This is a genomic window from Rhizobium sp. BK602 (assembly GCF_014195095.1).
In the GTDB taxonomy this organism is placed as follows: domain Bacteria; phylum Pseudomonadota; class Alphaproteobacteria; order Rhizobiales; family Rhizobiaceae; genus Rhizobium.
Genome location: NZ_JACIBC010000003.1, coordinates 483,895 through 507,217 on the forward strand (window position 1 = coordinate 483,895; position 23,323 = coordinate 507,217).

At 63.0% G+C, this 23,323-nt stretch carries 23 protein-coding genes; 15 read left to right on the forward strand and 8 right to left on the reverse strand.

The genetic code is table 11. From position 1 onward, the window contains the following. Positions 1 to 14: 14 nt before the first annotated feature. The 6 genes from FHX11_RS12605 to FHX11_RS12630 all read right to left on the reverse strand — a co-directional run bounded on the left by FHX11_RS12605 (position 15) and on the right by FHX11_RS12630 (position 5,800). Positions 15 to 299, reverse strand: coding sequence for a hypothetical protein (locus FHX11_RS12605; RefSeq protein WP_184357964.1), 285 nt, complete (start codon positions 297 to 299; stop codon positions 15 to 17). A 21-nt stretch (positions 300 to 320) separates the two neighbouring features. Then, positions 321 to 1,067, reverse strand: coding sequence for an ATP-binding cassette domain-containing protein (locus tag FHX11_RS12610; RefSeq protein ID WP_184357965.1), 747 nt, complete (start codon positions 1,065 to 1,067; stop codon positions 321 to 323). After that, positions 1,060 to 2,124 (reverse strand): ribose ABC transporter, encoded by a 1,065-nt coding sequence (locus tag FHX11_RS12615; protein ID WP_184357966.1) that lies wholly within the window; start codon positions 2,122 to 2,124, stop codon positions 1,060 to 1,062. Before FHX11_RS12615 ends, FHX11_RS12610 begins: the two co-directional genes overlap by 8 nt. Positions 2,125 to 2,231: 107 nt before the next feature. Then, positions 2,232 to 3,221 carry an ABC transporter substrate-binding protein gene (locus FHX11_RS12620; protein ID WP_184357967.1) on the reverse strand — a complete coding sequence of 330 codons (990 nt, stop codon included), beginning with the start codon at positions 3,219 to 3,221 and terminating at the stop codon, positions 2,232 to 2,234. Between the two features lie 232 nt (positions 3,222 to 3,453). Beyond that, on the reverse strand, positions 3,454 to 4,866 hold the full coding sequence (locus FHX11_RS12625) for an ROK family protein (protein WP_184357968.1): 1,413 nt from the start codon (positions 4,864 to 4,866) through the stop codon (positions 3,454 to 3,456). Then, positions 4,859 to 5,800, reverse strand: coding sequence for a tagatose-bisphosphate aldolase (locus FHX11_RS12630; RefSeq protein WP_184357969.1), 942 nt, complete (start codon positions 5,798 to 5,800; stop codon positions 4,859 to 4,861). Before FHX11_RS12630 ends, FHX11_RS12625 begins: the two co-directional genes overlap by 8 nt. Positions 5,801 to 6,065: 265 nt before the next feature. Here FHX11_RS12630 and FHX11_RS12635 point away from each other — a divergent pair, with 265 nt between their 5' ends. From FHX11_RS12635 to FHX11_RS12645, 3 genes are all read left to right on the forward strand, one after another. Further along, on the forward strand, positions 6,066 to 6,941 hold the full coding sequence (locus tag FHX11_RS12635) for a sugar-binding domain-containing protein (protein ID WP_246780973.1): 876 nt from the start codon (positions 6,066 to 6,068) through the stop codon (positions 6,939 to 6,941). Positions 6,942 to 6,951: 10 nt separating this feature from the next. Continuing rightward, on the forward strand, positions 6,952 to 7,623 hold the full coding sequence (locus tag FHX11_RS12640; RefSeq protein ID WP_184357971.1) for an HAD-IA family hydrolase: 672 nt from the start codon (positions 6,952 to 6,954) through the stop codon (positions 7,621 to 7,623). 298 nt (positions 7,624 to 7,921) lie between these two features. After that, complete coding sequence (locus FHX11_RS12645) at positions 7,922 to 8,956, forward strand: LacI family DNA-binding transcriptional regulator (RefSeq protein ID WP_184357972.1); 1,035 nt, start codon at positions 7,922 to 7,924, stop codon at positions 8,954 to 8,956. A 15-nt stretch (positions 8,957 to 8,971) separates the two neighbouring features. On the opposite strand, the gene FHX11_RS12650 is transcribed toward FHX11_RS12645, so the two are convergent. Beyond that, positions 8,972 to 9,925, reverse strand: a complete 954-nt coding sequence (locus tag FHX11_RS12650) for an alpha/beta hydrolase (RefSeq protein ID WP_184357973.1) — start codon at positions 9,923 to 9,925, stop codon at positions 8,972 to 8,974. 19 nt (positions 9,926 to 9,944) lie between these two features. After that, on the reverse strand, positions 9,945 to 11,093 hold the full coding sequence (locus FHX11_RS12655) for a Gfo/Idh/MocA family oxidoreductase (protein ID WP_184357974.1): 1,149 nt from the start codon (positions 11,091 to 11,093) through the stop codon (positions 9,945 to 9,947). Between the two features lie 175 nt (positions 11,094 to 11,268). Between FHX11_RS12655 and FHX11_RS12660 the strand changes: the two genes are divergently transcribed. The 12 genes from FHX11_RS12660 (at position 11,269) to FHX11_RS12715 (ending at position 23,296) form a co-directional block, all read left to right on the forward strand. Next, positions 11,269 to 12,603: an ABC transporter substrate-binding protein gene (locus FHX11_RS12660; protein ID WP_184357975.1), complete on the forward strand. Its 1,335-nt coding sequence runs from the start codon at positions 11,269 to 11,271 to the stop codon at positions 12,601 to 12,603. 1 nt (position 12,604) lies between these two features. Next, entirely contained in the window at positions 12,605 to 13,537 is a 933-nt protein-coding gene (locus FHX11_RS12665) for a sugar ABC transporter permease (RefSeq protein ID WP_184357976.1), read from the forward strand. Next, positions 13,534 to 14,370: a carbohydrate ABC transporter permease gene (locus tag FHX11_RS12670; RefSeq protein WP_184357977.1), complete on the forward strand. Its 837-nt coding sequence runs from the start codon at positions 13,534 to 13,536 to the stop codon at positions 14,368 to 14,370. The genes FHX11_RS12665 and FHX11_RS12670 overlap by 4 nt, the downstream gene beginning before the upstream one ends. A gap of 5 nt (positions 14,371 to 14,375) precedes the next feature. After that, positions 14,376 to 15,194, forward strand: a complete 819-nt coding sequence (locus FHX11_RS12675) for a sugar phosphate isomerase/epimerase (protein WP_184357978.1) — start codon at positions 14,376 to 14,378, stop codon at positions 15,192 to 15,194. A gap of 10 nt (positions 15,195 to 15,204) precedes the next feature. After that, complete coding sequence (locus FHX11_RS12680; RefSeq protein WP_184357979.1) at positions 15,205 to 16,281, forward strand: Gfo/Idh/MocA family oxidoreductase; 1,077 nt, start codon at positions 15,205 to 15,207, stop codon at positions 16,279 to 16,281. Next, the gene (locus tag FHX11_RS12685) at positions 16,281 to 17,099 is read left to right on the forward strand and encodes a sugar phosphate isomerase/epimerase (protein WP_184357980.1); all 819 of its coding nucleotides are present in this window, start codon (positions 16,281 to 16,283) and stop codon (positions 17,097 to 17,099) included. Before FHX11_RS12680 ends, FHX11_RS12685 begins: the two co-directional genes overlap by 1 nt. Then, a complete protein-coding gene (locus FHX11_RS12690) occupies positions 17,099 to 17,929 on the forward strand; it encodes an alpha/beta hydrolase (protein ID WP_184357981.1) in 831 nt (276 codons plus the stop codon). The genes FHX11_RS12685 and FHX11_RS12690 overlap by 1 nt, the downstream gene beginning before the upstream one ends. Continuing rightward, positions 17,926 to 18,651, forward strand: a complete 726-nt coding sequence (locus FHX11_RS12695) for a ribulose-phosphate 3-epimerase (RefSeq protein WP_184357982.1) — start codon at positions 17,926 to 17,928, stop codon at positions 18,649 to 18,651. The genes FHX11_RS12690 and FHX11_RS12695 overlap by 4 nt, the downstream gene beginning before the upstream one ends. Continuing rightward, a complete protein-coding gene (locus FHX11_RS12700; protein ID WP_184357983.1) occupies positions 18,648 to 19,685 on the forward strand; it encodes an ROK family protein in 1,038 nt (345 codons plus the stop codon). The genes FHX11_RS12695 and FHX11_RS12700 overlap by 4 nt, the downstream gene beginning before the upstream one ends. Continuing rightward, entirely contained in the window at positions 19,678 to 20,763 is a 1,086-nt protein-coding gene (gene ugpC, locus FHX11_RS12705; RefSeq protein WP_184357984.1) for a sn-glycerol-3-phosphate ABC transporter ATP-binding protein UgpC, read from the forward strand. The genes FHX11_RS12700 and ugpC overlap by 8 nt, the downstream gene beginning before the upstream one ends. Positions 20,764 to 20,881: 118 nt before the next feature. Beyond that, positions 20,882 to 22,528, forward strand: coding sequence for an ABC transporter ATP-binding protein (locus tag FHX11_RS12710; protein WP_184357985.1), 1,647 nt, complete (start codon positions 20,882 to 20,884; stop codon positions 22,526 to 22,528). 285 nt (positions 22,529 to 22,813) lie between these two features. Next, positions 22,814 to 23,296 carry a MarR family transcriptional regulator gene (locus tag FHX11_RS12715; RefSeq protein ID WP_184357986.1) on the forward strand — a complete coding sequence of 161 codons (483 nt, stop codon included), beginning with the start codon at positions 22,814 to 22,816 and terminating at the stop codon, positions 23,294 to 23,296. Positions 23,297 to 23,323 lie beyond the last annotated feature (27 nt).

Consider the following 23,323-nt stretch of genomic DNA (forward strand, 5'->3'; position numbering starts at 1 on the left):
GCAAGTGTCTCTTACTACACTTCCCTTGGAGGAAGAACCTCGCGCCAAGCCTGCGCGAGGGAATTGCAGAGTAACCCACGACTTCCTTCGCCATGGTCTCCGGCGACCTGGATAAGAAGGTCAATCCGCGACGAGTTCGAAGCGGATATCTGCAAGCCTTCCCAGATCGTTAGATGGCCAAGCTCTAACAGCTTGTCGAGATTGCAGGCCATGATGATGAAGTGACTGCCGGCACGCTGACCCATTTTCACGAAGAAACCGACGCCATCATAGGCCACCAGGACTTCGGTCTTGCGCATCCGGCACAGCGATGCGACCAGCTATCCGCCGATCATCAGCTTCACGACTTCCTCATGCGTGGTCTCGCTGATCTTGCGCTCGCCGGCAACAATGCCGCGGCGCAGGACGACGATACGGTCGGAGACGGCGAAAATATCCTGCAGATTATGCGAGATGAAGATCACGCCGCGCCCTTGCGCCTTCAGCGATTTGATGAGGGCGACGACCTTACGCTGTTCCGGCACCCCAAGTGCTGCGGTCGGCTCGTCCATGATGAGGATGCGGGCGTTCCAATAGACCGCCCGTCCGATCGCCACCGCCTGGCGCTGGCCGCCGGAGAAATTGCTGACCGGCGCGTCAAGCCGTTTCACATGGAAGTCGAGCTGCGCCATCGTCGAGCGCGCCGCCTCCGCCATCGCTTTCCGATCGATGACCGGAAGAAAGCCGAAGAGCTTCTTCATCGGCTCGCGGCCGAGGAAAATATTCGAGCCGATCGTCAGATTATCGGCCAGCGCCAGATCCTGATAGATGGTCTCGATCCCCTTTTCCCGCGCGTCCTGCGGCGAAGAGAAGGTGACCGGCGTTCCCTCGATCAGGATCTCGCCCGATGTCGGCGGATAGACACCGGAGATCGCCTTGATCATCGTTGTCTTGCCGGCGCCATTGTCCCCGGCCAGAGCCACGACCTCGCCGGGATGGACGACCATGGAGCAATTGTCGAGAGCGTGGACGGCACCGAAATAGCGCGAGAGATTGCGGACTTCGAGAAGAGGTGTAGCGCTATTCATCCTGCTTTGCTCCGCTGAACCGGCGCTGCGCCTGATCGATGAGCACCGAAATGATGATGACGATGCCGACGGCGATGAACTGCCAGAAAGGTTCGACATTCATGAAAACCAGGCCGTATTGAATGACGGCGATGACGAGCGCCCCGGCAATGGTGCCGATGATCGTGCCCGAGCCGCCGAACAGGCTGGCGCCGCCGATGACGACCGCCGCCACGCTGTCGAGCAGCAAGGGTTCGCCCGCCTGGGCGGCGCCCGCCGTGAAACGGGCGGCATAGAGCGCGCCGCCGAGACCCGCGCAGACCGCGGACAGTATGTAGAGCCGCAGCAGGTGTGACTTGATGTCGATACCGGCCCGCCGCGCCGCCTGCGCATTGGCGCCGATCGCGTAATTGTGCTGGCCGAAGCGTGTCTGGCTCAGCAGGTAATGCATGATGATCACGAAGACGATGGTGACAATGACGAGATAGGGCACGCCGTAGAAGCGGCCATTGCCGAGCTCGGCGAAATAGGAATTTTTCACCGGCACCGTCGTGCCGCCAGCCAGCAGAAAGGCCGTGCCACGAGCAACGCCGAACATGCCGAGCGTGCCGATGAAGGGCGGGACCTTGAGGCGGGAAATCAAAAGCCCATTGATGAAGCCCGGCACGGTGGCGGCGAGCATCGCAACGAGGATGCCGGCAAGCATTGCCAGCGGCAGCGGCATATAGAGACCGGCGACATTGGTGACATGGGCGGCGACGACCGCCGCCAGCCCCATGATGAAGCCAGTCGAAAGGTCGATGCCGCCGGAGATAATGACGAAGGTCTGACCGATCGCCAGCAACAGCGGTGCCACGGCGAAGATCGCGACCGATTGCCAGTTGAAGGACGAGCCGATGAAGGTGCCGCCGAAATCGATGCGCGCCCAGATCTCGAACGTGACGATCAGCGCGGCAAGAAACAGCCATGCGCGCAGTTGCGCGATATAATTGACGATGGTTTTCGCCTGATCGCCGTGGTCCGCCTGTGGCGCCACATGCTGGTCCGCCTTGCGGGCCTCGGAATCTTCGATGGTCATGGATGAATCCAAACTCGAGCGAGGACGTACAGAAGTCGTCACGCCATTCCCTCCATTATGATCAGAGACGTGCCCCGCCCCTCGGACGAGGCACAGATTTCATCCGATTAGTCGGAGTAGATGAACTTCGCGACGTTCTTGTCGGCGACGTTCGACTTGTCGATGACCGTGAAGCCGGTGCCGATGGCCGTCGGGATCGAATTGCCCGTCAGATGGGCATAGGCCGCCATCACGCCGAAATAGCCGATCTCGGCCGGATGCTGGGCAATCGCCAGATCGACAAGGCCGGAATTGATATTGTCGACGATCGTGGTCGGCGCATCGAAGGCGACGACGCGGATCTTGCCCGTTTGGCCCGCCTGCTGGACGCCGTTGGCAGCACCGAGAGCGGAAAACAGATTGGCGCCGAAAACACCATCGAGATCCGAGTTGCGGGCATAGACGGCCTGCAGCTGCGACGCCGCCTTGTTGGCATCGTCGTCATTATACTGCGTGTCGAGAACGGTGATGTTCGGATATTTCTTCATCTCGTCCTTGAAACCCTGCTCGCGCTGGTCGGTGGTCGAGATGCCGGGCTTGACGTTCGAAACATAGACCTTGCCCTTTTCGCCCACTGCCTTTGCCAGCGCGCGCGCCGCAATGGCGCCCCCGAGCAGATTGTCGGAGGCGATGTAGGCCAGCGGGAAATCGGCATCGCCGCTACCCGTCTGATAGTGGCCGTTGCCGATGAAGGTATCGACGGTGATGACCGGAATGCCGGCATCGGCGGCCTTCTTCAGCGGCTGGATCAGCTGATCCTTGTCGGTCGGCGCGATCAGGATCGCATCGGGCTTCTTGGCGATGATCGCATCGAGAACCGGAACCTGCGTGACCGGGTTGAAATCCGGGGCCCCCTGGAAGACGAGATCGGCACCGACCGCCTTGGCGGCGGCTTCGGCGCCCTTGCGCATGGTGATGTAGAAGGCATCGGTGGTCAGGCCCGGAATCAGCGCAATGGTGAACTTCTTGTCCTGCGCCTTCGCACCGCCGGCAACGGCCGCCACGCCAGTGGCAAGCGTGGCCACGGCACTGGCCTTGAGAAATGAACGTCGCTCCATAATTTCCTCCCTTGAAAGCCGAACATCTCCCTTGTCCGGCAGAACGGATAATCAGTGGCTTACAGCGGGCCGTCAAGTAATTTTTTTCTGCAAGGAATTCCAATCATCATCTTGATATAATTGGACAATCCTGGACAGAGAAAGCACAATCAGGCAGCGCCGGCGCAAGCGTTGCGCAGCGGTTTGAAGGCAGGTCGAGGCATGTCGTCAGCCGCGTGCAGTGCAGCGTTTCTTACGCCTGTGCGAACACGTCCGAAATCCAGGCGGCAATATCGTCCATGTTCGGTTCCTTGGTTTGATCGACCGTCATCAGCGCGCCGCATCCCATCGGTTCGGCGCGGTCGGCGAGCACGATCAGCTCGCCGACATATTCGGCGCCGGGATGCCCCGGCAGCCGGTCTTTCAAGCGTGTGGCATAGCGTTCGCCGGCGACAGCGCCGGGCACCTTGCACCAAAGCTCGGCGACGCGATCGACACCGGCATCCTTGATATAGGTCTCGAGCAACGCTTTCGGCTGGAAACCGAACCAGGCGTCGACGATGAAGGTCGAGCCGGCCGGCGCCTCGCGAATAAACGACCAGATCGCCTGATAGCTTGCCTTGCCCAGGGTGCGGTTGAAATCCCGATCCACGCCGCCAATGTGTTCCAGGAAAGGGTTCTTGATGCCGTCGAGCGACAGGACCGGCCATCCGGTGCGCTGCGACAGCGATTTCGCCAGACTGCTTTTTCCCGAGGCCGGCACGCCGTTGACGAGCACCACGCGCTTTTCGGCCGAGCCGGCGGCACATGCGAATGCCGAAAGGGCCGCGCCGATCACGCCGGCATCGTCACCAAGCCCGGCCGGCACGATCGTCGGCCGGAACCATGGTGCGATCGAAGGCAGATCGGCAAGCGCACGGGCCGCGTCGGCGCCGAGACCGCCTCCCAGCACAATGACGTCGGGGTCCATCGTCGCCGCGATGTTGTCGAGCGCGATGCGCAGGGGGGATGCCCATTTGTGCAGCACCGCCCTTGCGGCGGCATCCCCGGCGCTGGCCATGGCAAAGACGTCGCTGACGGATGTCGCGGCCAGCCCCGCCTCGTTCATATGCCGGCGCAGCGCCGTTCCCGAGCTGAAGGTCTCTACGCAGCCGCGCCGACCGCAGGCACATAGAGGACCATCCTGAAACACCGAAATATGGCCGAGCTGCCCCGCCGTCATATGCCCATGATAGATACGGCCATCATGCGCAACGGCACCGCCTATGCCGGTACCGATGGTCAGCATGGCAACGTTCCGGTAGCCCCTGGCGGCACCGATGCGCATCTCGGCGATGAGTGCCATGTTGCAATCATTCTCGATCACGACCCTGCGGCCGAGAGCGCTCTCCAGCCGGTCGGCAAAGTCGATGCCGGCCAGATTGAGGATGCCGCCGGACAGGATCGCCCGGTGCGAGACATCGACGCGCCCGGGAATGCCGACGCCGATGCCAGCCGCCTCCGCCGCGCCGAGCTGACCGACCATTGCCTCGATGCGTTCGACCACCGCCAGGGGATCGGCGGGGGTGCGCTCCGACAGTTTCCGCAAAATCTCGCCTCGACCGGAGACGAGGGCGGCGCGAATGTTCGTGCCGCCAATGTCCACGCCGATGGCTATGTCAGGCATCTGCTTTCTGCCCCTGCCCGGCAGCGGCGGATCGCGCACCCTTGAAATGAGCAGCAATTACCGCCTGGATCTCGCGCAACCGCGGAACCGCGACGGACTGGAGCCTATCCCTGGTGATGGATCGGTCGAGCGAAATGCAGTCCTTCCAAAGCGAGCGGCCGGCGATGACGCCCGAGGCCCCGTTGCGCATGGCGTCCTCGACCTGCTGCAGGAATGTCGTGTGATCGACACCGGCCGACAGGACAGCCCAGGGAACATCGCCCGCAAGTCTCGTGACCTCGGCACAGGCTTGTGCACTTCCCGGATAGGGAATCTTCAGCACCTTTGCCCCGCAATCCAGGCAAATCCGGCTTCCGCCGACGACCAGCGACGACAGCTTGGCTTTATAGTCCGCCTCATCCTCGTCATCGAACCTGTAGGTCAGGAATTCGACGACCAGCAGCAGGTCCTCGCGGGCGAAATCCTCGATGCACTGACGCAGGATCGCGATATTGTGGACATTGGCCTCGTCGCGATCCGAACGCAGATAGACCATGATCTTGCCGCCGGTGGCGCCGAGCTGGCGCACACGGCGAGCCGTGATGCCGGGGACCAGCTTCGACAGTCGGTAGCCTTCCGGCGACGTATCCCAGCCGGAAGCATCGAGGCCGATCAGCAGCGCGGTATCGCGCTGGATGATGCGATCGTCCACCAAGGCAGGCACGGCGCAGATCGGATCGACAAGCACGCAGGAGGCCTTGCTCGCGAGAAACTTCGCGATGTCGGCCTTGGTATCGCCGAGCGTCTTGTCTGAAATCGCCGCCTGTTCCGCCGGGTCCTTGGCAAGCAGGCTTCGCATACCGCCGCGCTGATCGCAGGCAATTACCATCATCGCCCCGTCGCTACCGCAAATCTGCTGGTAGCCGCGCATTTCGGCCGTCGTCAATCTGGACATCTGATCCTCCGTTGCCCCGCTCCCACAGGGTGATGAATGCCCACCTCACTCCCGAACCCGGCAGGAGATGGCCAGCAATGATCGAGAGTGTCGCCCACCGCATAATCGTTGCGAAATCGCCGGTTTTGAGCGATAACTCCCTCACATGCCGGATATGTAACACATTGCAGAAAGGAATTTCAATCTGAATTCGTCTCAATCGCAGGAGGCTGCGACAAATCGTGCATTGCTGCACACCGTCGCGAAATTGCACTACCAATCCGACATGTCGCAGGTCGACATCGCCAAGAAACTGGGACTGTCGACCGCGACGGTCTCGCGGCTGCTTCAGAAGGCCCGATTGGCCGGGATCGTCCGGATCGAGGTGCTCGACCTTTCGTCATCGGAGGATCTGAGCGACGCCCTGATCGACGGCCTAAAGCTGCGCAACGCCGCCGTCATCGACACGCCGTCGTCGAACGTCTTGAGCGCGCTCGCCGCGCCCGTCGGCTCACTGCTGCAGCAGGCTGGCCTTCGCTCCGGCTCGACGCTCGGCATCGGCTGGGGGCGCGCGGTGCGCGAAGTCACGCTTGCGGGGCTGCCGCAACTGCCGGGCATCGCCACCATCGCCCTCAACGGCGGCATGCAGCAGGCAGCGCCGCATTTCCAGATCAACGAATTCGTACGCCAGGCAGCCGAGCAGATGGGCGGCACGCCGCATTTCCTGCACGCCCCGTATATTTCCTCATCGGAACTGCGCGATGCCTTCCTCGCCGATCCCACCGTGCAGCAGGTAACCTCCCTCTGGAACCAGTTGGATGCGGCGATCGTCGGCGTCGGCCTCACGCATCAGGCCAGCCCATCGGAGGCGACGGCGGCCCTGCCGGGGGAAAGAGCGCTCAGCCATGCCGCCGGCGACGTTCTGCGCCACTATGTCACCGAGGCTGGCGAGATCCTGCATTGGGACGGCGAGGAGCGGATGATGGCCGCCTCCCCCGAACAGCTGCAGCGGATTCCGCTGTGCATCGCGGTTGCCGCGACCCCGGCCAAGGCGCCCGGCATCATCGGCGCCGCGCGATCCGGGATGATCAATGCGCTGGTGACCGATGCCAATACCGCGCAGGCGATCCTCGACCGCCTGTCCGCTACCCAGAAGAATTGAGAGCCCGACGATGACCCTGCCTGCTTATTCCGACCGGCCTTTCGGCGCCTTCCTGTTCGATATGGATGGAACCGTGCTGAACTCGATCGCCGTCGGCGAGCGGGTCTGGACGGCCTGGGCCTTGCGGCACAATGTCGATGTCGAGGGCCTGCTGGCAATTGTGCATGGACGCAAAGCGAGCGAAACGATCACACGGCTTGGCCTTTCCGGGCTCGATCCCGCGGAAGAGGCGCGGCTTCTGACCCTGGCCGAAATCGCCGATGTCGAAGGCGTCGACCCGATCGCGGGCGCCGTTAATTTCCTCAATGCCCTCCCCAGGGATCGCTGGGCAATCGTCACATCCGCGCCACGGGATCTGGCGGCTGTCCGCCTCAAGGCTGCCGGCATTCCCTGGCCGCCGCTGCTGATCACCGGCGAGGATGTGCAAAAGGGAAAGCCCGCGCCGGATTGCTTCCGCCTCGCTGCCGAGCGGCTGGGCCAACCCATCGAGCAATGCCTCGTCTTCGAAGACGCGCCGGCCGGTATCGAGGCGGCTCAGGCCGCCGGTGCGGCCGTGCTGGTGATCAGCGCCACGCACCGGACCCAGCTGGAAACGCCGCATCCAAGCATTGCCGGCTATGACGGCCTTATCACGGACGTGTTGTCCGACGGGTCTCTTCGCCTGACTTGCAAGCAGGCGTGAAGCTCCGGGTCAAGGCATTGCCAGAACAGCTAGTTCGGTGATGCGGAAATGATGATATTCGCATGGGCTATCGACCCGCGCCCGGAGCTTTTCCTGTTCAATCGACGGCAAGCTTCAAGGAGCTGTTTCGCAAATCATATTTTATGCGAAAATCGATAAATTGACGCGTGCAATGTTTTTCCGCAACATGCTGATGGGAAAAACTTAGCGGAACCTTTCCGCCCCGTTGCGCTTCCCTTCCCGCAGACGCATAACAATCTGAAGTGGGCGGATCGATTCGAAATTTGGTCGACTTCTGATGGAAAAAATGACGCACAAGACGATGGAGGATTTCGCGAAATCCTGTGGCGTCTCCCGACCGACCCTTTCCAAATATTTCGACGATCCGACGAGCGTCAAGCCGTCGACGCGCGCGCTCATCGAGCATGCGCTCCGCTCCTCGGACTACCAGCCCAATATTTACGCGCGAAACCTCAATCGAAAGAGAACCCGGAATATCGGCATTCTGGTTCCTGCCCTGACCGACCCGTTCTACGCCGAGATGGTCAACCGGCTGGAGCTGCGGCTGCGAAACGAAGGCTATTGGCCGATCGTCTTTTCCTCCCATGGCCTGCCGGAGCTGGAGGCTGAAGCCGTCAGCACCATGCTGTCTCTGAAGGTGGCCGGGGCGCTCGCCGCGCCGCTGGGACAGACATCCGACCCGCGAGCCTTCGACAAGCTGGCCCAGAACGTGCCGCTCGTCTATTTCGACACCTATATCGAAGGCAACACGCCCTTCATCGGCAACAACAATTTCCAGAGTGTGGCGACCATCGTCGAATATCTCTGTCGCTCCGGCGACGTGCCGGCCTATTTCGACATCCCGCATGTCAATCACAACTCGCCGGAAAGGCTGGCGAGCTACATCGCCACTATGGAAACCTCCGGCTACGATCCCATCGTTATCAAGACCAATGCCGCCTACACATGGGAATTCGAGCGCATCGGATACCAGCAGATGGACGAGATGCTCGACGCAAAGGCTTTACCGCGCAAGACCATCCTGTGCGCCAACGACCGCCTCGCCTTCGGTGTCATGGCCGCAGCCTTCGCGCATCGCTTGAAGGTCGGGCGGAAAAAGGGGGACGACCTGCGCGTGGCGGCTCACGACGACCATCCGCTCAGCCGCTACACTTGTCCGCCGCTGACGACGATGGCGCAGGACTTCGCCGCAATGACGGCAAGCAGCGTCGACACGCTGCTCGCCCTCCTCGGCGAAACGGACAACGCCACCCAGACGATCGCCGGCAAGGTCAGCCTGGATGGAACGCTGGTCATGCGGCAATCGGCCTGAACGGCGCCGCACGCCTCATTCGCTTCCCGCCTCAAAGCTCTGCCATGCCGCAACCGCCTCTTCCACGGCCTGCCTTGCCACGGGGATGTATTTTCCCATCGAGACGAAGCCGTGAATCTGCCCTGGCCATGAGCGCAACACGGTACGCACACCCTCCTGCTCGAGCCGTCGCGCATAGGCCAATCCTTCATCCGCGAGGATGTCGTATCCGGCGAGGATCACGAAAGCCGGCGCCACTCCCGCAAGACGTTCGGCGTGCAAGGGCGAAACCCGCCAATCGGCGATATCGGCCTCATTACGGATATAGTGATCGCGAAACCACCGCATCGCCGACGCGGTCAGGCCGAAGCCCTCCCCATAGCGGCGGTAGCTGTCGGCCGTCTGTGCCGCATCCGTATTCGGATAGATCAAGAGCTGCGCGGCGAGCCGGGGCACCTCGCCGGAACGCGACATCAGCGCCAGCACGGCGGCAAGATTGCCGCCGGCGCTGTCGCCGGCAACGGCGATCCGTCCGGGATCGATGCCGAGATCGTCGGACGACTGCACCATGAAGGTGAGCGTTGCCGCGCAGTCCGTCAGCCCGGCGGGAAACTTGTGTTCCGGCGCCAGACGATAATCCGGGCAGACGACGGTGCATTGCGCCAAATTGGCGAACCACCGGCAGATCTCGTCGTGCGAGTCGAGATTGCCGATCACCCAGCCGCCGCCGTGGAGATAGAGCAGGCCAGGCCCTCCCTTCGCCGGTACGCAGGCCCCACGATAGACGCGCAGCGGGATGGGGCCGTTCGGACCGTTGATCTCAAAATCCACCACGGAAGCAACCGCCTCCCGGACGTCCTGAACGGTCGGGAAGCCCGTATTGTAGTCGATGCGGGCCTCCAGCGGCGTGCCGGTCTCGATCGGCCGGGCATGCGATTGATTGCTCAAGTCGAGAAGGCGCCGCGCGCTATCGTCGAGCCGTTCCGTCATATCCCCCTCCCATGCCCGATCAGGCCAAGAAACTGCGCGCCTCGTCCTCGCCGAGAAGCGGCGGCCGCACGAGGTCGCCACCGATGCTGACGGACCGGCCGCTTTCGCCGGACGCAAGAATGGCCTCCATGATTTCGAGGACGTGCAGGGCCAGCTCCCCCGACGCGCGCGGCTTCCTGTTCTCCTGAAGCGCGCGCGCAAGATCGGCGACGCCGAGCATGCGGTAATTCGCCCGGTCGGGCGCGGCGAACGGCCAGTTCCTCTTGCCGTAGAGTTCGCCGTCGCTGTCGAAATCATGCCAGTCCGCGCCGCCCTCCGACAGAGAAACCGTACCGCCAAACGTATCGGGATCGGGCAGCCGTAGGGAACCCTCCGTGCCGTGCAGTTCGATCGGATGATTGGAATGGCGGAAGACATCCCAGGAGGCGCCGAAATTGACGGTCGCGCCGCATTCGAACTCCAGGAGCGACAGGATATTGGTCGGCGTACCGACTTTGAAGCTCGTATTCTTGAACGGGCCGTCCGCCGTGATGAGGCGCTCCTCCTGGCCCTTGGTCGCCATGGCCATGACGCGCACGACCGGACCAAGCAGGTTCACCATCATGGTCAGATAGTAGGGACCCATATCGAAGACCGGGCCGCCGCCCGGCTGGTAGTAGAATTGCGGATTCGGATGCCAGTGCTCCATGCCGCGTCCCATCATGAAGGCCGTACCGCTGACGGGCCGGCCGATGGCGCCCTCCTCCATCAGGCGGCGCGCCCGGCGGCCGGCGGCCCCCAGAAAGGTATCCGGCGCCGAGCCAAGCAGCAGGCCACGACGCTTAGCTTCCGCAACCAAGACCCGGCCATCCGCCGCAGAGGTCGCCAGTGGCTTTTCGGTAAAGACATGCTTGCCGGCCGAAAGCGCTGACATGGTGACATCGAAGTGCACGACGGGAATGGTGAGATTGAGCACGAGGTCGACCTCAGAATCAGCCAGCAATTGATCGACGCCCAACGCACGAATGCCGTATTCGCGAGCCCGCAAAGCCGCCGCATCGGCTGAAATATCGGCGCAGGCCCGCAGCTCGACCCCGGCAAACAGCGCGGCGTTGCGCAAATAGGTCATCGAGATATTGCCGCATCCGATGACGCCGATCCCGAGCTTCGCCTTTGTTTTCTCAGTCATATCTCCCAATCCTCCCTACATTCGACAAGGCATGCGTCGTGGACGGCAGATTCGCCGGACGCCTCCCGACCTGATTTAAAGCATCTTATTTCTTGACGCGCGACAATTTTTTAGGAAACATACGATAATACTGGCGCGGAGGTTTGGAGGTCGCCAGTCTTCCTGGGAGGGAAACATGAGTGATTTCAAGAAGGCGCCGGCCGCCTCGAATCTTGCCGAAAATTCCATGATGCTCGAGCGCCGGCAGTTTCTGCTGGGCGCGGCAGGCGCGGCGACGCTTGCTGCCGCTTCGGGCCTTGGCGTGCGCACGGCGCGCGCCGCCGATCGCACGGAGATCAGCTTTGCCAGCGCGAGCTTCTTCGGCAAGGAAGGCCTCGGCGATCTCGTCAAGGCCTTCAATGAATCGCAGGACCGGATTCTCGTCAAATTCATCGAGCTGCCGCCACCGAGTTCGTCGACCGAGGTCTATCAGGGCCTCATCCAGCAGCTGGCGCGGCGCAACGGAACGCCTGACGTCTTCAGCCAGGATGTCGTCTGGATCGCCGGCTTCGCCGCCGCCGGCTGGGCACTGCCGCTGGACGAATATTTCCCGAAGGAAAAGCGCGCCGACTATTTCCCCGGCACCGTCGCGGCCTGCACCTATGGCGGCAAGCTCACCGCGCTTCCGTGGTTCGTCGATTCCGGCATGTTCTACTACCGCAAGGATATACTCGAGAAGCATGGCGCCAAGGTTCCCGAAACATGGGACGACATGGCGACGATCGCCGCCGCCGCGCAGAAGGCCGGTGACATCAAGTTCGGCTATCTCTGGCAAGGCAAGCAGGCCGAGGTCCTGATCTGCGATGCGGTGGAAGTCATCGCGTCGAATGGCGGTTCCATCCTGGCCGCCGACGGCAAGTCGTCCACCATCGGCGAGAAAGCCGCCGTCGAGGCGATCCAGTTTCTGCACGACACGATCAGCAAGACCAAGATCAGCCCGCAGAATGTCCTGTCCTGGGATGAAGAACCATCGCGCCAGCCCTTTACGGCGGGCGACGCCATGTTCATGCGCAACTGGTCCTATGTCTATCCGATCGCGCAGGACCCGAAGGCCTCGCATGTCGTCGACAAGGTGGCCGTCGCGCCGCTGCCGCATTTCGCGGGCGGGAAAAGTGCCGCCTGTCTCGGCGGCTACCAGCTTGGGGTCAACGCCAACTCGAAGAAGCGGGAAGCGGCGATCGAGTTCCTGACGTGGATGTCATCTCCGGAAACACAGACGCGTCTCGCCCTGAACTTCGGCCTCGCGCCGTCGCGTCCGGCGATCTTCCAGGATGCGAAGCTGAAGGCCGAGCAGCCCTTCATGGCCAGCCTGCAAAACGTCTTTACCGGCGCCACGCCGCGGCCGATCACGCCGCAATATGCCAAGGTGACGCTGGCGCTGCAGTCGAGCATTTCCAAAGCGCTGGTCAGCGGCAATGTGGAAGCCGAGCTCAAGGCCGCCGCCGAACAGATCAACAAGATCGTTGCCTGACATGGCGGCCGCAGGCACGGTCGCCATATCCGACCGAACTCCGAAAACCGGGAGGGCGCTGCCAAGCGCCCTCTGGCCCTGGCTGCTGTTGCTGCCGGCCTTCATGTCTCTTGCCTCCGTTTCCTTCTATCCGATCGTCAACGGCGTCTACCTGTCCTTCACCAACAGGTCGCTGATCACGCAGGACAATGATTTCGTCGGCTTTGCCAATTACCTGCAGCTACTGGCCGATCCACCGTTCTGGAACGCCTGGTGGCATACGATCTGGTTCACCGTCGCCTCGACGGGACTGGAGACCCTGATCGGCCTCGCCATGGCGCTGATCCTCTGCGAGACCTTCGTGGGTCGTGGCATCATCCGCGCGGCGATGCTGGTTCCCTGGGCGATGCCGACGGTCGTCACCTCGAAAATGTTCGGATGGCTGTTCGACGGGCAGCATGGCATCATCAATTTCATCCTGCTTCACCTCGGGCTGATCGATCAGAACGTCAACTGGTACGGCTCGCCCGATACGGCGCTGACGACGATCATTCTCGCCGATGTCTGGAAGACGACCCCCTTCATGGCGCTGCTGTTGCTGACCGGGCTTCAGACCGTTCCGAAATCGCTGATCGAGGCGGCGCGCATGGACGGCGCCAGGGCCTGGACGATCTTCTGGAATATCCGCCTGCCGCTGCTGCTGCCGACCCTACTGATCGCCGGTCTTTTCCGAGCGCTGGATGCATTTCGCGTCTTCGATCTGGTCTATGTTCTGACCGGCGGCGGCCCGGCCGATTCCACGGAAACACTGTCGACGCTGTCCTACAAGGTTCTCTTCTCGACCTTGCAGTTCGGCTACGGCTCGGCGGTCTCGACCGCCATGTTCATCACCGAGGGGCTGATCGCCGTGGTGTTCTGCCTCTTCCTCATCCGCCAGATCAGGAAGACGACATGAACGACAGCCGCTCCACGCTACAAAGCGTCATGATCTATCTTGGCGCCCTCCTCATTCTCGTCTGGTCGGCCGGCCCGTTCCTCTGGCAGTTCTCGACGTCGTTCCAGCTTGACAAGGCGCTGACGGAGGGGACGCCGTCTCTCATCCCCAACCCCTTTACGCTGGAGCACTATTACAATGCCTTCGTGGAAAAGGGTCTGCACCACTATGTCTGGAATTCGCTGGTCGTATCGCTGGCGACGACGGCACTCTGCCTGATCGTCGGCTCGCTGGCCGCCTTCGCGCTGTCGCGCCTCGATGTGAAGGGCCGTTTCGGCATATTGACGGTGATCCTGTCGGTCTCGATGTTCCCGCAGATCGCCCTCGTCGGGCCGCTCTATCTCATCGCCTCAGACCTCGGCCTTCTGGATACCTACACCGCCCTCGTCATCACCTATCTGGCGCTTGGGCTGCCGCTCGTGACCTGGGTGCTGTTCGGCTATTTCGAGACGCTGCCGCGCGAGATCGACGAAGCCGCGCGCATGGACGGCGTCGGCGTCGTCGGCCTGCTCTGGCACATCATCCTGCCGATGTCGCTGCCGAGCCTGGTGACCACGGGCCTGCTCGCCTTCATCACCGCCTGGAACGAATTCCTGTTCGCGCTGGCCTTCACGTCGGACAGCAGCAGCCAGACCATTCCGGTGGGCATCGCCAATTTCACCAATCAATACTACGTGCCCTGGGGAGACATCGCCGCCGCCTCGGCTGTCGTCACCGTGCCGCTGATTGTTTTGGTCCTCTTCTTCCAACGCCACATCATCGAAGGCCTGACACAGGGCGGAATCAAGGAATGACAACAATGACCAAAGCCATAAAGGTCGGCTGCCAGACATTTACATGGGAGATGCTCGGCAAGGCCTGGACCGGAACGCCCGACGACCTCATCTCGGCCATTGCCGCCGGCGGCTATTCCGGCATCGAGATCACCGACACGATGATCGGCCGCTATGCCGACCAGCCCGGCGAGTTCGCAAAAGCACTGAAGGATAGCGGCTTGCAGCTCGTCTCCTTCGCCTTTGGCTCCAAAAGCGGCTTCACCGTTGCCGACGCCATGAAGGACGATCTGACCGCCGCGCAGCGCTGGATCGACTATGCCGCGCAGTTTCCCGGCGCGCTCGTCTCGATCGGCTCGGCGACCGTCGTCTCCGAAGGGCCGCGCGACGACAAGTTTGCCATCGCCGCCGAGTTCTACAATCGTGCCGGCGCGCTCGGCAAGGCGTCCGGCGTCGATGTCGCCGTCCATCCGAGTTCACACCACAATACGCTCCTCTTCAACCGCGCCGACTACGACCGTATCTTCGCGCTGCTCGATCCGGAGCTGGTCGGCTGGGTGCCCGATACCGGCCATATATTGCGCGGACACGAGGACATGCTCGACACCATGCGCACCTATCGGGACCGCATCCGCTACCTGCACCTCAAGGACGTCGATGCCAATGATCGCTGGGCGATGCTCGGCAAGGGTGTCCTCGATACGCCGGCGGTGATCGAGCTCGTCGCGAGCGCGCCGCTCTTCAACGGCTGGCTGGTGCTCGAGGAGGAATCGGAGACGGCCGGAGCCGATCCCGCCGCGGCAGTGAAGGTCAATCGCGAAACCATGCGCGGCTACGGAGCTTGAGGAAGAAGAGATGATCGAGAAGGAAAATCGCCGTCTTCGCGTGGGCGTTCTCGGCTGCGGACCGATCGCCCAGTTCGCGCATCTGGAATCCTGCGTCAAAGCCAGGAATGCCGATCTCTACGCCATCTGCGACGCGGCTCCCGACCTGTTGGCGAGGATGGGCGCGACATACGAACCGCAAAAGACCTTCGAAGATTACGACGCCATGCTGGCGGACCCCGAGCTGGAGGCGGTGATCGTCGCCACCTCCGATGCCTATCATGTGCCGATGTCGATCAAGGCGCTTGAAGCCGGCAAGCATGTGCTCTGCGAAAAGCCGATCGGCGTGTCCGTCGAGGAAGGCCAGCAGCTTGCGCATGCCGTGAAGCGCTCGGGCAAGATCCTGCAGGTCGGGCACATGAAGCGCTTCGATCCGGCGTTGGAAGCCGCCCGCGATTTCGTGCGCGACGATATCGGCCAGATCTTCGCGCTGAAGGCCTGGTATTGCGATTCCACCCACCGCTACACCAACACCGATGCCGTGCAGCCGCTGCCGATCACCAGCAAGCTTGCCCGCAAGCCGGCCGGCAATCCCAAGGCCGATCTCCGGCAATATTTCATGCTGGCGCATGGGTCGCACCTGGTCGATACCGCCCGCTTCTTCTGCGGCGAGATCGTCGCCGTCCGCGCCCGCCTGCTGGAACGCGCCGGCGCCTATTGCTGGTTCGTCGAGACCGAATTCGCCAACGGCGCGCTCGGCCATCTCGACCTGACGGTCGCCGTGCGCATGGATTGGCACGAAGGCTTCCAGCTCTATGGCGAAAACGGCTCCGTTCTCGCCAAGACCTTCAACCCCTGGTATTTCCGCTCCAGCGAAGTCGAAATCTTCCACGAGAAGGATGCGACGAGCCGCAAGCCGCTCGGCGCCGACGGACACTTCTTCCGCCGCCAGCTCGAAGGCCTCGCCGATACGGCCCTGAAAGGGGTGCCGCAGCGCGGCGCCGATGTCGAGGACGGCATCGCCTCCATCCGGGCCATGGTGGCGATCGCTCGCTCCGTCGAGACGGGCGAGCGCGTCGAACTGGCATCGGTGACGGGGGCCGTCTGATGCAGGTCGGGATCTTCGCCAAGACCTTTGCCGGAACCGATCCGCTCGGCGTGCTCGGCGCCGTTCGCGACAGCGGCTATGCCGCCACCCAGTTCAATCTCGCCTGCTGCGGACTGCCTTCCATGCCGGATGCCGTGCCGGATGCCACCGTGGCGGCGACCCGCGCTGCGTCGAAGGCAACGGGCATCTCTCTCGTCGCCCTGTCCGGCACCTACAACATGGCTCATCCCGACATATCGGTGCGGCAAACGGGCTTCCGCCAGCTCGCCGTTGTCATCAGGACCGCCGCGGAGCTCGCTATTCCGCTCGTGACGCTTTGCACCGGCACCCGCCATGCCAGCGATCAATGGGCGCATCATCCCGACAATGCCGACCCTTCCGCATGGGCCGACATGGCGGAAGAGATGTCGAAGGCGCTGGCGCTGGCGGAAGAGCATGGCGTCAATCTCGGCATCGAGCCGGAACAGGCCAATATCGTCACCTCGGCTGCCGATGCCAGGCGGCTGATCGAAGAGATGGGATCGAAGAGGCTGCGCATCGTCCTCGATCCCGCCAATCTCTTCGAAAGCGCAACGCCGGCGGAAGCGCGCATCATCGTCGCGCAAGCCGTGGACACCGCCGCCGGGCATATCGCCATGGCCCATGCCAAGGATCGTCATGCCGATGGGCGCTTCGCGACCGCCGGAACCGGCGTTGTCGACTTCCGCGATTTCATCGCCCGGCTGACATCGACAGGCTTCGACGGACCGCTCGTCACCCATGGCCTTTCGGTAGCGGAAGCGCCTGACGTTGCCGCCTTCCTCAAGGGGCTGCTCTGATGGGAACGGTGACGGCTTTCATGCGCGGCGACGCCAGCCTTGCCATCTTCGACGGCGGACAAGGGCTTCCGGTTGTCTTCCAGCATGGTTTGGGGGGCGACGAGACACAGGTCGCGCAAACCTTTCCGGCCGGCGCGGGCGCCCGCCGCATCACCGTCGAGTGCCGCGGGCACGGCGCGTCCTCGCTCGGCAGCACGCGCCCCTTCTCGCTCAGCATGTTTGCCGAGGATGTGCTGGCGGCGGCAAGCGAGCGCGGTTTCGATCGCCTCATTGTGGGCGGTATCTCCATGGGCGCCGCACTGGCGCTGCATCTGGCGCATCATCATGCCGAACGGGTCGCCGGGCTCATTCTCGTGCGCCCGGCCTGGAGCTTTGCCGCCTCCCCGGACAATCTGGAGCCGATCCGCACCGCCGCCGCGCTGATCCGCTCCCATCCCGCCCCGGAGGCAAAAGAGCGCTTCATCGCCTCCGAGACCGGCCGGCGCATCGAGGCAAACGCACCCGATAATTTTGCCTCGCTGCTCGGCTATTTCGACCGCCCCGACGCCGCCGCCTTTGCATCCGTGCTGGCCGATATCGCGGCTGATGGACCGGGCGTGTCGCGGGCAGCGGCCGCCGCGCTTGCGATCCCGACCCTTGTCATCGGCAATGAGCAGGACGCGATCCATCCTCTTGCCTGCGCGCACATGCTCGCCGGCACCATTCCCGGCGCGAGCTTTGTCGAAGTCACCCCCAAGGCAGCCGACAAACAACGGCATTTTGCCGAAGTCCAGGACGCCGTCACCCGTTTCCTCGCATCCAAGACAATCCGGAGCCTTGCCCTATCATGACATCCAAACCCCTTTCAGGCCCGGCGGCCATCGCAGCACTCCCCCGCAACCGGCTGCTCGGCGAGTTCTCGCTCTGGTCCGCCGACCTCGCCAACATGGAGGCAGACCTCAAGCGCATCGAGCCCTATGTCGACCTGCATCATATCGATGTCGCGGACGCGCGCTTCACACCGGGCTTCCTGTTCTTCCCCGATTTCGTCGCCCGCATCGCCAAATCGACCGCCAAACCGATCCATGTCCATCTGATGGTCGAGGCCGAAATCGTGGAGGAGCAGACGCGCCAGTTCATCGATGCCGGCGCCGATCTTATCAGCGTTCACGCCGAGAACGGCGAAGCGGGCCTGCGGGCCGTGGCGCTTGCAAAGGAGCTCGGCGCGGGGGCGGGCGTCGTGTTGCGGCTGGAAACGCCCGTCTCGGCGATCAGGCCTTTCATCGATCATGTCGCCTTCGTCACCCTGCTCGGCACCTCGATCGGCGTCAAAGGCCAGAGCCTTTCCGAAAAAGCCTGCGACCGGCTGATCGAGGCACGTACCCTCCTGAGACAGTCTGGCCGGGAGGATCGGGTGATCCTGGCGGCCGATGGCGGCATTCGCGAGCAGACGGTGCCGGAGCTCAGGGCCGCCGGGGCGCAGACCGTCGTTCTCGGGTCGCTCGCCTTCGGCGACAAGGATCTCGGCAAGCGGATCGAATGGCTGCATGGGCTGGAGCGCCGCATTCCGTGAAAAAGGTCGCCCTCGCCTTCGATCTTGGTGGAACGGAACTTCGCGCCGCATTGGTGGACGAGGACGGAAACCTTCTGTCGTTTTCCGCCGTGCCGACGCAAGCGGCCGGAGGGCCGGACGCCGTGATCCGGCAGATCGAGCTGCTGGCGGCGGCGGTGGCGGCCGAAACGCCCGATCTTGTCCCTGTCGGCATCGGGATCGGCGCTCCCGGCCCCCTCGATCCGGAAGCCGGCGTCGTCATTGCGGCGCCGACCCTGACCGGATGGCACGAGGTTCCACTGGCCGACATTCTCTCCAACCGTTTCCAACTGCCGGTGCGGCTCGAAAACGATGCGAACGCGGCGGCGGTCGGCGAATGGCGTTATGGCGCCGGCCGCGGCGCCAGATCGATCGTATTCGTCACCGTCTCCACCGGCATCGGCGGCGGCGTCATCGCCGATGGCCGAATCTTGCACGGCAGGCGGGGTCTTGCCGCCGAAATCGGCCATATGACGATCACCAACGAGGGCGAGCGGTGCTTTTGCGGCGCCATCGGCTGTTTCGAAGCCGTCGCCTCCGGCACCGCGCTTGGCCGCCGCGCCACGGCACACACGCAGCCATTCGACGGATCGATGCTGCGTGCGCTTTCGGCCGAGGCCGACGTGACGGGCCGCAACGTGGTCGATGCCGCGCGCAGGGGCGATGCACAGGCGTTGGAGTTGCTGGAAGCGGAGGCGCGATGGTTGGGGATCGGCTTCACCAACCTGCTGCATCTCTATTCCCCGGACCTGCTGGTGATGGGCGGCGGCATATCCCATGGCTTCGATCTTCTGCACGACCTTATCACGGCGACGATCCGTGACCGCGCCATGCCGGCCTATCGCGATGTGCCGATCGTTCCCGCCCTGCTCGGCCGCCATGCCGGCCTGATCGGCGCGGCAAGCCTCGTTCTGGAGAGTGATGCAGCGACCCATTCCGAAACGCCGGGCCTAACAGATCCGGCTGATTCCGACGCGGCTTCGTCCGCGGCTAGAAAGGAGGCCAGCAATGGCTAATCTCAGGCTCCGCGACGCCCGCAAGACCTATGGCGCGCTCGAAGTGATCAAGGGCATCGATCTCGACGTGGACGACCGCGAATTCGTGGTCTTCGTCGGCCCTTCCGGCTGCGGCAAGTCCACGCTCCTGCGCATGATCGCCGGGCTGGAAAAGATCACCGGCGGCGATCTGGTAATCGACGGCACGCGTTCCAACGACATCGATCCGTCGCAGCGCGGCCTCGCCATGGTCTTCCAGTCCTACGCCCTCTATCCGCATATGACGGTTGCCGAGAACATGGGATTCGCGCTCCGCATCGCCGGCGTCACTCCGTCCGAGCGCGACCGCAAGGTCAGGGAGGCCGCCCAGATCCTGGAGCTTGCGCATCTGCTTGACCGCCGGCCGAAGGATCTGTCGGGCGGCCAGCGCCAGCGTGTCGCGATCGGCCGCGCCATCGTGCGCAATCCGAAGATCTTCCTGTTCGACGAACCCTTGTCCAATCTCGACGCGGCGCTGCGCGTCAACATGCGGCTGGAGCTCATGCGCCTGCACGAACGACTGGCGGCGACCATGATTTATGTCACCCACGACCAAATCGAAGCCATGACCATGGCCGACAAGATCGTGGTGCTAAATAGCGGCCGCATCGAGCAGGTCGGCTCGCCGCTCGAGCTTTACAACCACCCGGCAAACATCTTCGTCGCCGGCTTCATCGGCTCGCCGAAGATGAACCTGCTGCCGGTCACCTTCGAAAGCAGCAGCCCCGACGGCGTCACCGTCACGCTGCCGAATGGCGGCGCCGTTACCATTCCAGTCGCTGCCGGGGCGACAAAAGCCGGGTCGAAGCTGACGCTCGGAATTCGGCCCGAGCACATTCGCATCGGGCGGAAGGGCCAGTTTGCGGGCGAGGCAATCCTTGCCGAGCGCCTCGGCGGCCTGACGGTCTTGCATGTCGACATCGTGTCCGGCCAATCCCTCGTCGTACAGACGGAAGGCGCCGACACGACGCCGCTCCATACGCCGATTTCCCTTCAATTCGATCCAGCCAACGGCCATCTCTTCGATGCGGAGGGTAGATCGCTTGCCAGATTGAACTGATCGGTTAATCCTACGCCCGCGCAGACCGGCATGCTTCTTGCTCCTTAGTCACCACTCGCGATCCATCGGCCAGCCGGCCGGGATCACAGGCGGACGTCTCACCCAAAGGAAGGCACTCATGACGCAAACCGATGTCGTTCAATCCTCGCAGATCGGCGAACCCGTTCTTTCGGTCAGGAACCTGACCGTCAGCCTGCCGATCGCCATGGAGCGCACGCATGCGGTGCAGGATATCTCCTTCGACCTGATGCATGGCGAAATCCTTTGCATCATCGGCGAATCCGGTTCGGGCAAATCGGTGACGGCCAATGCGATCATGGGCCTGCTGCCCTCCATCATCAAAGTGACGGCGGGCACGATCCACTTCAAGGGCACCGATCTTGTGAGCGCCGACGACGCGACGCTCAGAAGCCTTAGGGGGCGCGCCGTTTCGATCATTTTCCAGGACCCGCTCTCGGCGCTCAATCCGCTGATGACGATCGGCGACCAAATCGCCGAGGTTCTCGATGCCCATAAGATCGGCACGCCGGAAAGCCGGCGGCAGAAGGTGAAGGAGCTGCTCGGCGAAGTCGGCCTGCCCGATCCTGATCTTCTCCAGCATCAGTACCCCTTCCGGCTATCTGGCGGACAGCGGCAGCGCGTGATGATCGCCATGGCGCTGGCGCTCGATCCGGACGTGCTGATCGCGGACGAACCGACCACGGCGTTGGATGTGACGACGCAGGCCCAGATCCTCGACTTGATCCGCAAGATACAGGCGCGCAAGAAGATGAGCGTCATGTTCATCACCCACGATTTTGGCGTGGTCGCCGAGATTGCCGACCGGGTGATCGTCATGGAAAAGGGTCACCTCGTCGAACAGGGCGCGGCGGCGCAGGTGCTGAACACGCCGGTTCATCCCTACACGCAGCGCCTCATCGCGGCCGTTCCCCGCATGACGACCGCCGACCGCGAAGCCATTGCCGAAACGCCCGTGGTGCTGGAGGTCGACAAGCTCAACAAGACCTATCGGTCCGGTGGCGGATTCCTGTCGAAATCGCGAACGGTGCAGGCGGTGAACGGCGTCAGCTTCTCGATCCGCAAGGGACGCACATTGGGCGTGGTCGGTGAATCCGGCTCCGGCAAATCTTCCCTTGGCCGCGTGCTGCTGAAGCTCCTGAGTTCCGACAGCGGCCGGATCCTCTTCGACGGCCGCGATATCGCCGGGCTGTCGGATGAGGAGTTCCGGCCGCTGCGTCCCTATATCCAGATGATCTTTCAGGACCCGTTCGCCTCGCTGAACCCGCGCCATACGATTGGCCGCATTCTCACCGTCGGACCGATGGCGCATGGTCTGCCGATGCATGAGGCCAAGGCCAAGGCACTGCGCCTTCTCAAGCGCGTCGGCCTCGACGAGGGCGCTTTCGACCGCTTTCCGCATGAATTCTCCGGCGGCCAGCGCCAGCGCGTCGGCATTGCCAGGGCCTTGATGTTCGACCCCGTGCTGCTGGTTGCCGACGAGGCGGTGTCCGCGCTCGATGTCTCGATCCAGGCGCAGATCCTCAAGCTTCTTGCGGAAATCCAGCAGGACACCAAGGTGGCGATGATCTTCATCACCCACGACCTGCGCGTCGCCAGCCAGATCTGTGACGAGGTCGCCGTCATGTACAAGGGCGAGATCGTCGAGTGTGGCCCGCCTTCGCAGATCTTCCGCGCGCCGGCCCATGCCTATACCCAGCGCCTGCTCGCCGCCATTCCCGGTAGCGACTGGGAGGCGGCCGGCTGAGACCACCTCGGCAAATCGAGGTCACAGGCCGGCCCATGCGGCCCGCTTTTGCTCAATTATCACCGTTCGTGCACGCCACGGCGACTGCGCATGCCTGAGAAACAGGCAGCCTTCCGCGCTGATTAATTTTTATCTGGTTGGGCGAAAAAATAGTTGCATTTGTCCACTATCCGTCCTTTCATGAGAATGAAAATTCCAGCGACGATCCGCCGCCGACGATCATGAACCTGCCGCACATGAGGGTGGCAGGAACGGTGTTTCCTTGCCTTTCGAAGGTTCCGAACCATGCCGCCGACCAAGGCCCCGCCGACTTCCGTGAAGGACATCGATATCGACGTCCTGGAGGATACGCTGAGCTTCTATATCCGCAGCATCAACCTCGCCGTTTCGCGCGATCTGGACGAGAAGCTGGAAGGACTCGATGTCGCCCGTGGAACGGGAAAGATCACCACCCTGTTTCTGGTCGACGACAATCCGGGAATCCGGCCCTCCACCATCGCGCAGCTCATCCTGAAAGACCGTTCGGCGACGGGCCGGCTGATCGAACAAATGGAAGCGCATGGGATTCTCTCGCGCGAGACGTCGGCGGACGACAGCCGGGCGCAGGAACTCTACATCACGGAAAAGGGTCACGAGCTGGCGAAACGCGTGCGCGCCATCGTCACCAAGCAATCACGCGAGTTCTTCTCCGACATCACCGACGAAGAACACAGGCTGCTGATCGACATCCTGCGCCGAACCTACCGGCGCATCGTCGCACAATCATGAGCCGGCCAACCATGGGAGAGCGGGCAT

Bases quoted from the DNA above. Each gene is read 5' to 3' on its own strand.
- FHX11_RS12685 (WP_184357980.1), top strand. From the start codon at position 16,281: ATGCAGGTCGGGATCTTCGCCAAGACCTTTGCCGGAACCGATCCGCTC.
- FHX11_RS12715 (WP_184357986.1), top strand. From the start codon at position 22,814: ATGCCGCCGACCAAGGCCCCGCCGACTTCCGTGAAGGACATCGATATC.
- FHX11_RS12615 (WP_184357966.1), bottom strand. From the start codon at position 2,124: ATGACCATCGAAGATTCCGAGGCCCGCAAGGCGGACCAGCATGTGGCG.
- FHX11_RS12710 (WP_184357985.1), top strand. From the start codon at position 20,882: ATGACGCAAACCGATGTCGTTCAATCCTCGCAGATCGGCGAACCCGTT.
- FHX11_RS12660 (WP_184357975.1), top strand. From the start codon at position 11,269: ATGAGTGATTTCAAGAAGGCGCCGGCCGCCTCGAATCTTGCCGAAAAT.
- ugpC (WP_184357984.1), top strand. From the start codon at position 19,678: ATGGCTAATCTCAGGCTCCGCGACGCCCGCAAGACCTATGGCGCGCTC.
- FHX11_RS12620 (WP_184357967.1), bottom strand. From the start codon at position 3,221: ATGGAGCGACGTTCATTTCTCAAGGCCAGTGCCGTGGCCACGCTTGCC.
- FHX11_RS12670 (WP_184357977.1), top strand. From the start codon at position 13,534: ATGAACGACAGCCGCTCCACGCTACAAAGCGTCATGATCTATCTTGGC.
- FHX11_RS12650 (WP_184357973.1), bottom strand. From the start codon at position 9,925: ATGACGGAACGGCTCGACGATAGCGCGCGGCGCCTTCTCGACTTGAGC.
- FHX11_RS12645 (WP_184357972.1), top strand. From the start codon at position 7,922: ATGGAAAAAATGACGCACAAGACGATGGAGGATTTCGCGAAATCCTGT.
- FHX11_RS12695 (WP_184357982.1), top strand. From the start codon at position 17,926: ATGACATCCAAACCCCTTTCAGGCCCGGCGGCCATCGCAGCACTCCCC.
- FHX11_RS12635 (WP_246780973.1), top strand. From the start codon at position 6,066: ATGTCGCAGGTCGACATCGCCAAGAAACTGGGACTGTCGACCGCGACG.
- FHX11_RS12690 (WP_184357981.1), top strand. From the start codon at position 17,099: ATGGGAACGGTGACGGCTTTCATGCGCGGCGACGCCAGCCTTGCCATC.
- FHX11_RS12610 (WP_184357965.1), bottom strand. From the start codon at position 1,067: ATGAATAGCGCTACACCTCTTCTCGAAGTCCGCAATCTCTCGCGCTAT.
- FHX11_RS12655 (WP_184357974.1), bottom strand. From the start codon at position 11,093: ATGACTGAGAAAACAAAGGCGAAGCTCGGGATCGGCGTCATCGGATGC.
- FHX11_RS12630 (WP_184357969.1), bottom strand. From the start codon at position 5,800: ATGTCCAGATTGACGACGGCCGAAATGCGCGGCTACCAGCAGATTTGC.
- FHX11_RS12605 (WP_184357964.1), bottom strand. From the start codon at position 299: ATGCGCAAGACCGAAGTCCTGGTGGCCTATGATGGCGTCGGTTTCTTC.
- FHX11_RS12640 (WP_184357971.1), top strand. From the start codon at position 6,952: ATGACCCTGCCTGCTTATTCCGACCGGCCTTTCGGCGCCTTCCTGTTC.
- FHX11_RS12675 (WP_184357978.1), top strand. From the start codon at position 14,376: ATGACCAAAGCCATAAAGGTCGGCTGCCAGACATTTACATGGGAGATG.
- FHX11_RS12680 (WP_184357979.1), top strand. From the start codon at position 15,205: ATGATCGAGAAGGAAAATCGCCGTCTTCGCGTGGGCGTTCTCGGCTGC.
- FHX11_RS12665 (WP_184357976.1), top strand. From the start codon at position 12,605: ATGGCGGCCGCAGGCACGGTCGCCATATCCGACCGAACTCCGAAAACC.
- FHX11_RS12625 (WP_184357968.1), bottom strand. From the start codon at position 4,866: ATGCCTGACATAGCCATCGGCGTGGACATTGGCGGCACGAACATTCGC.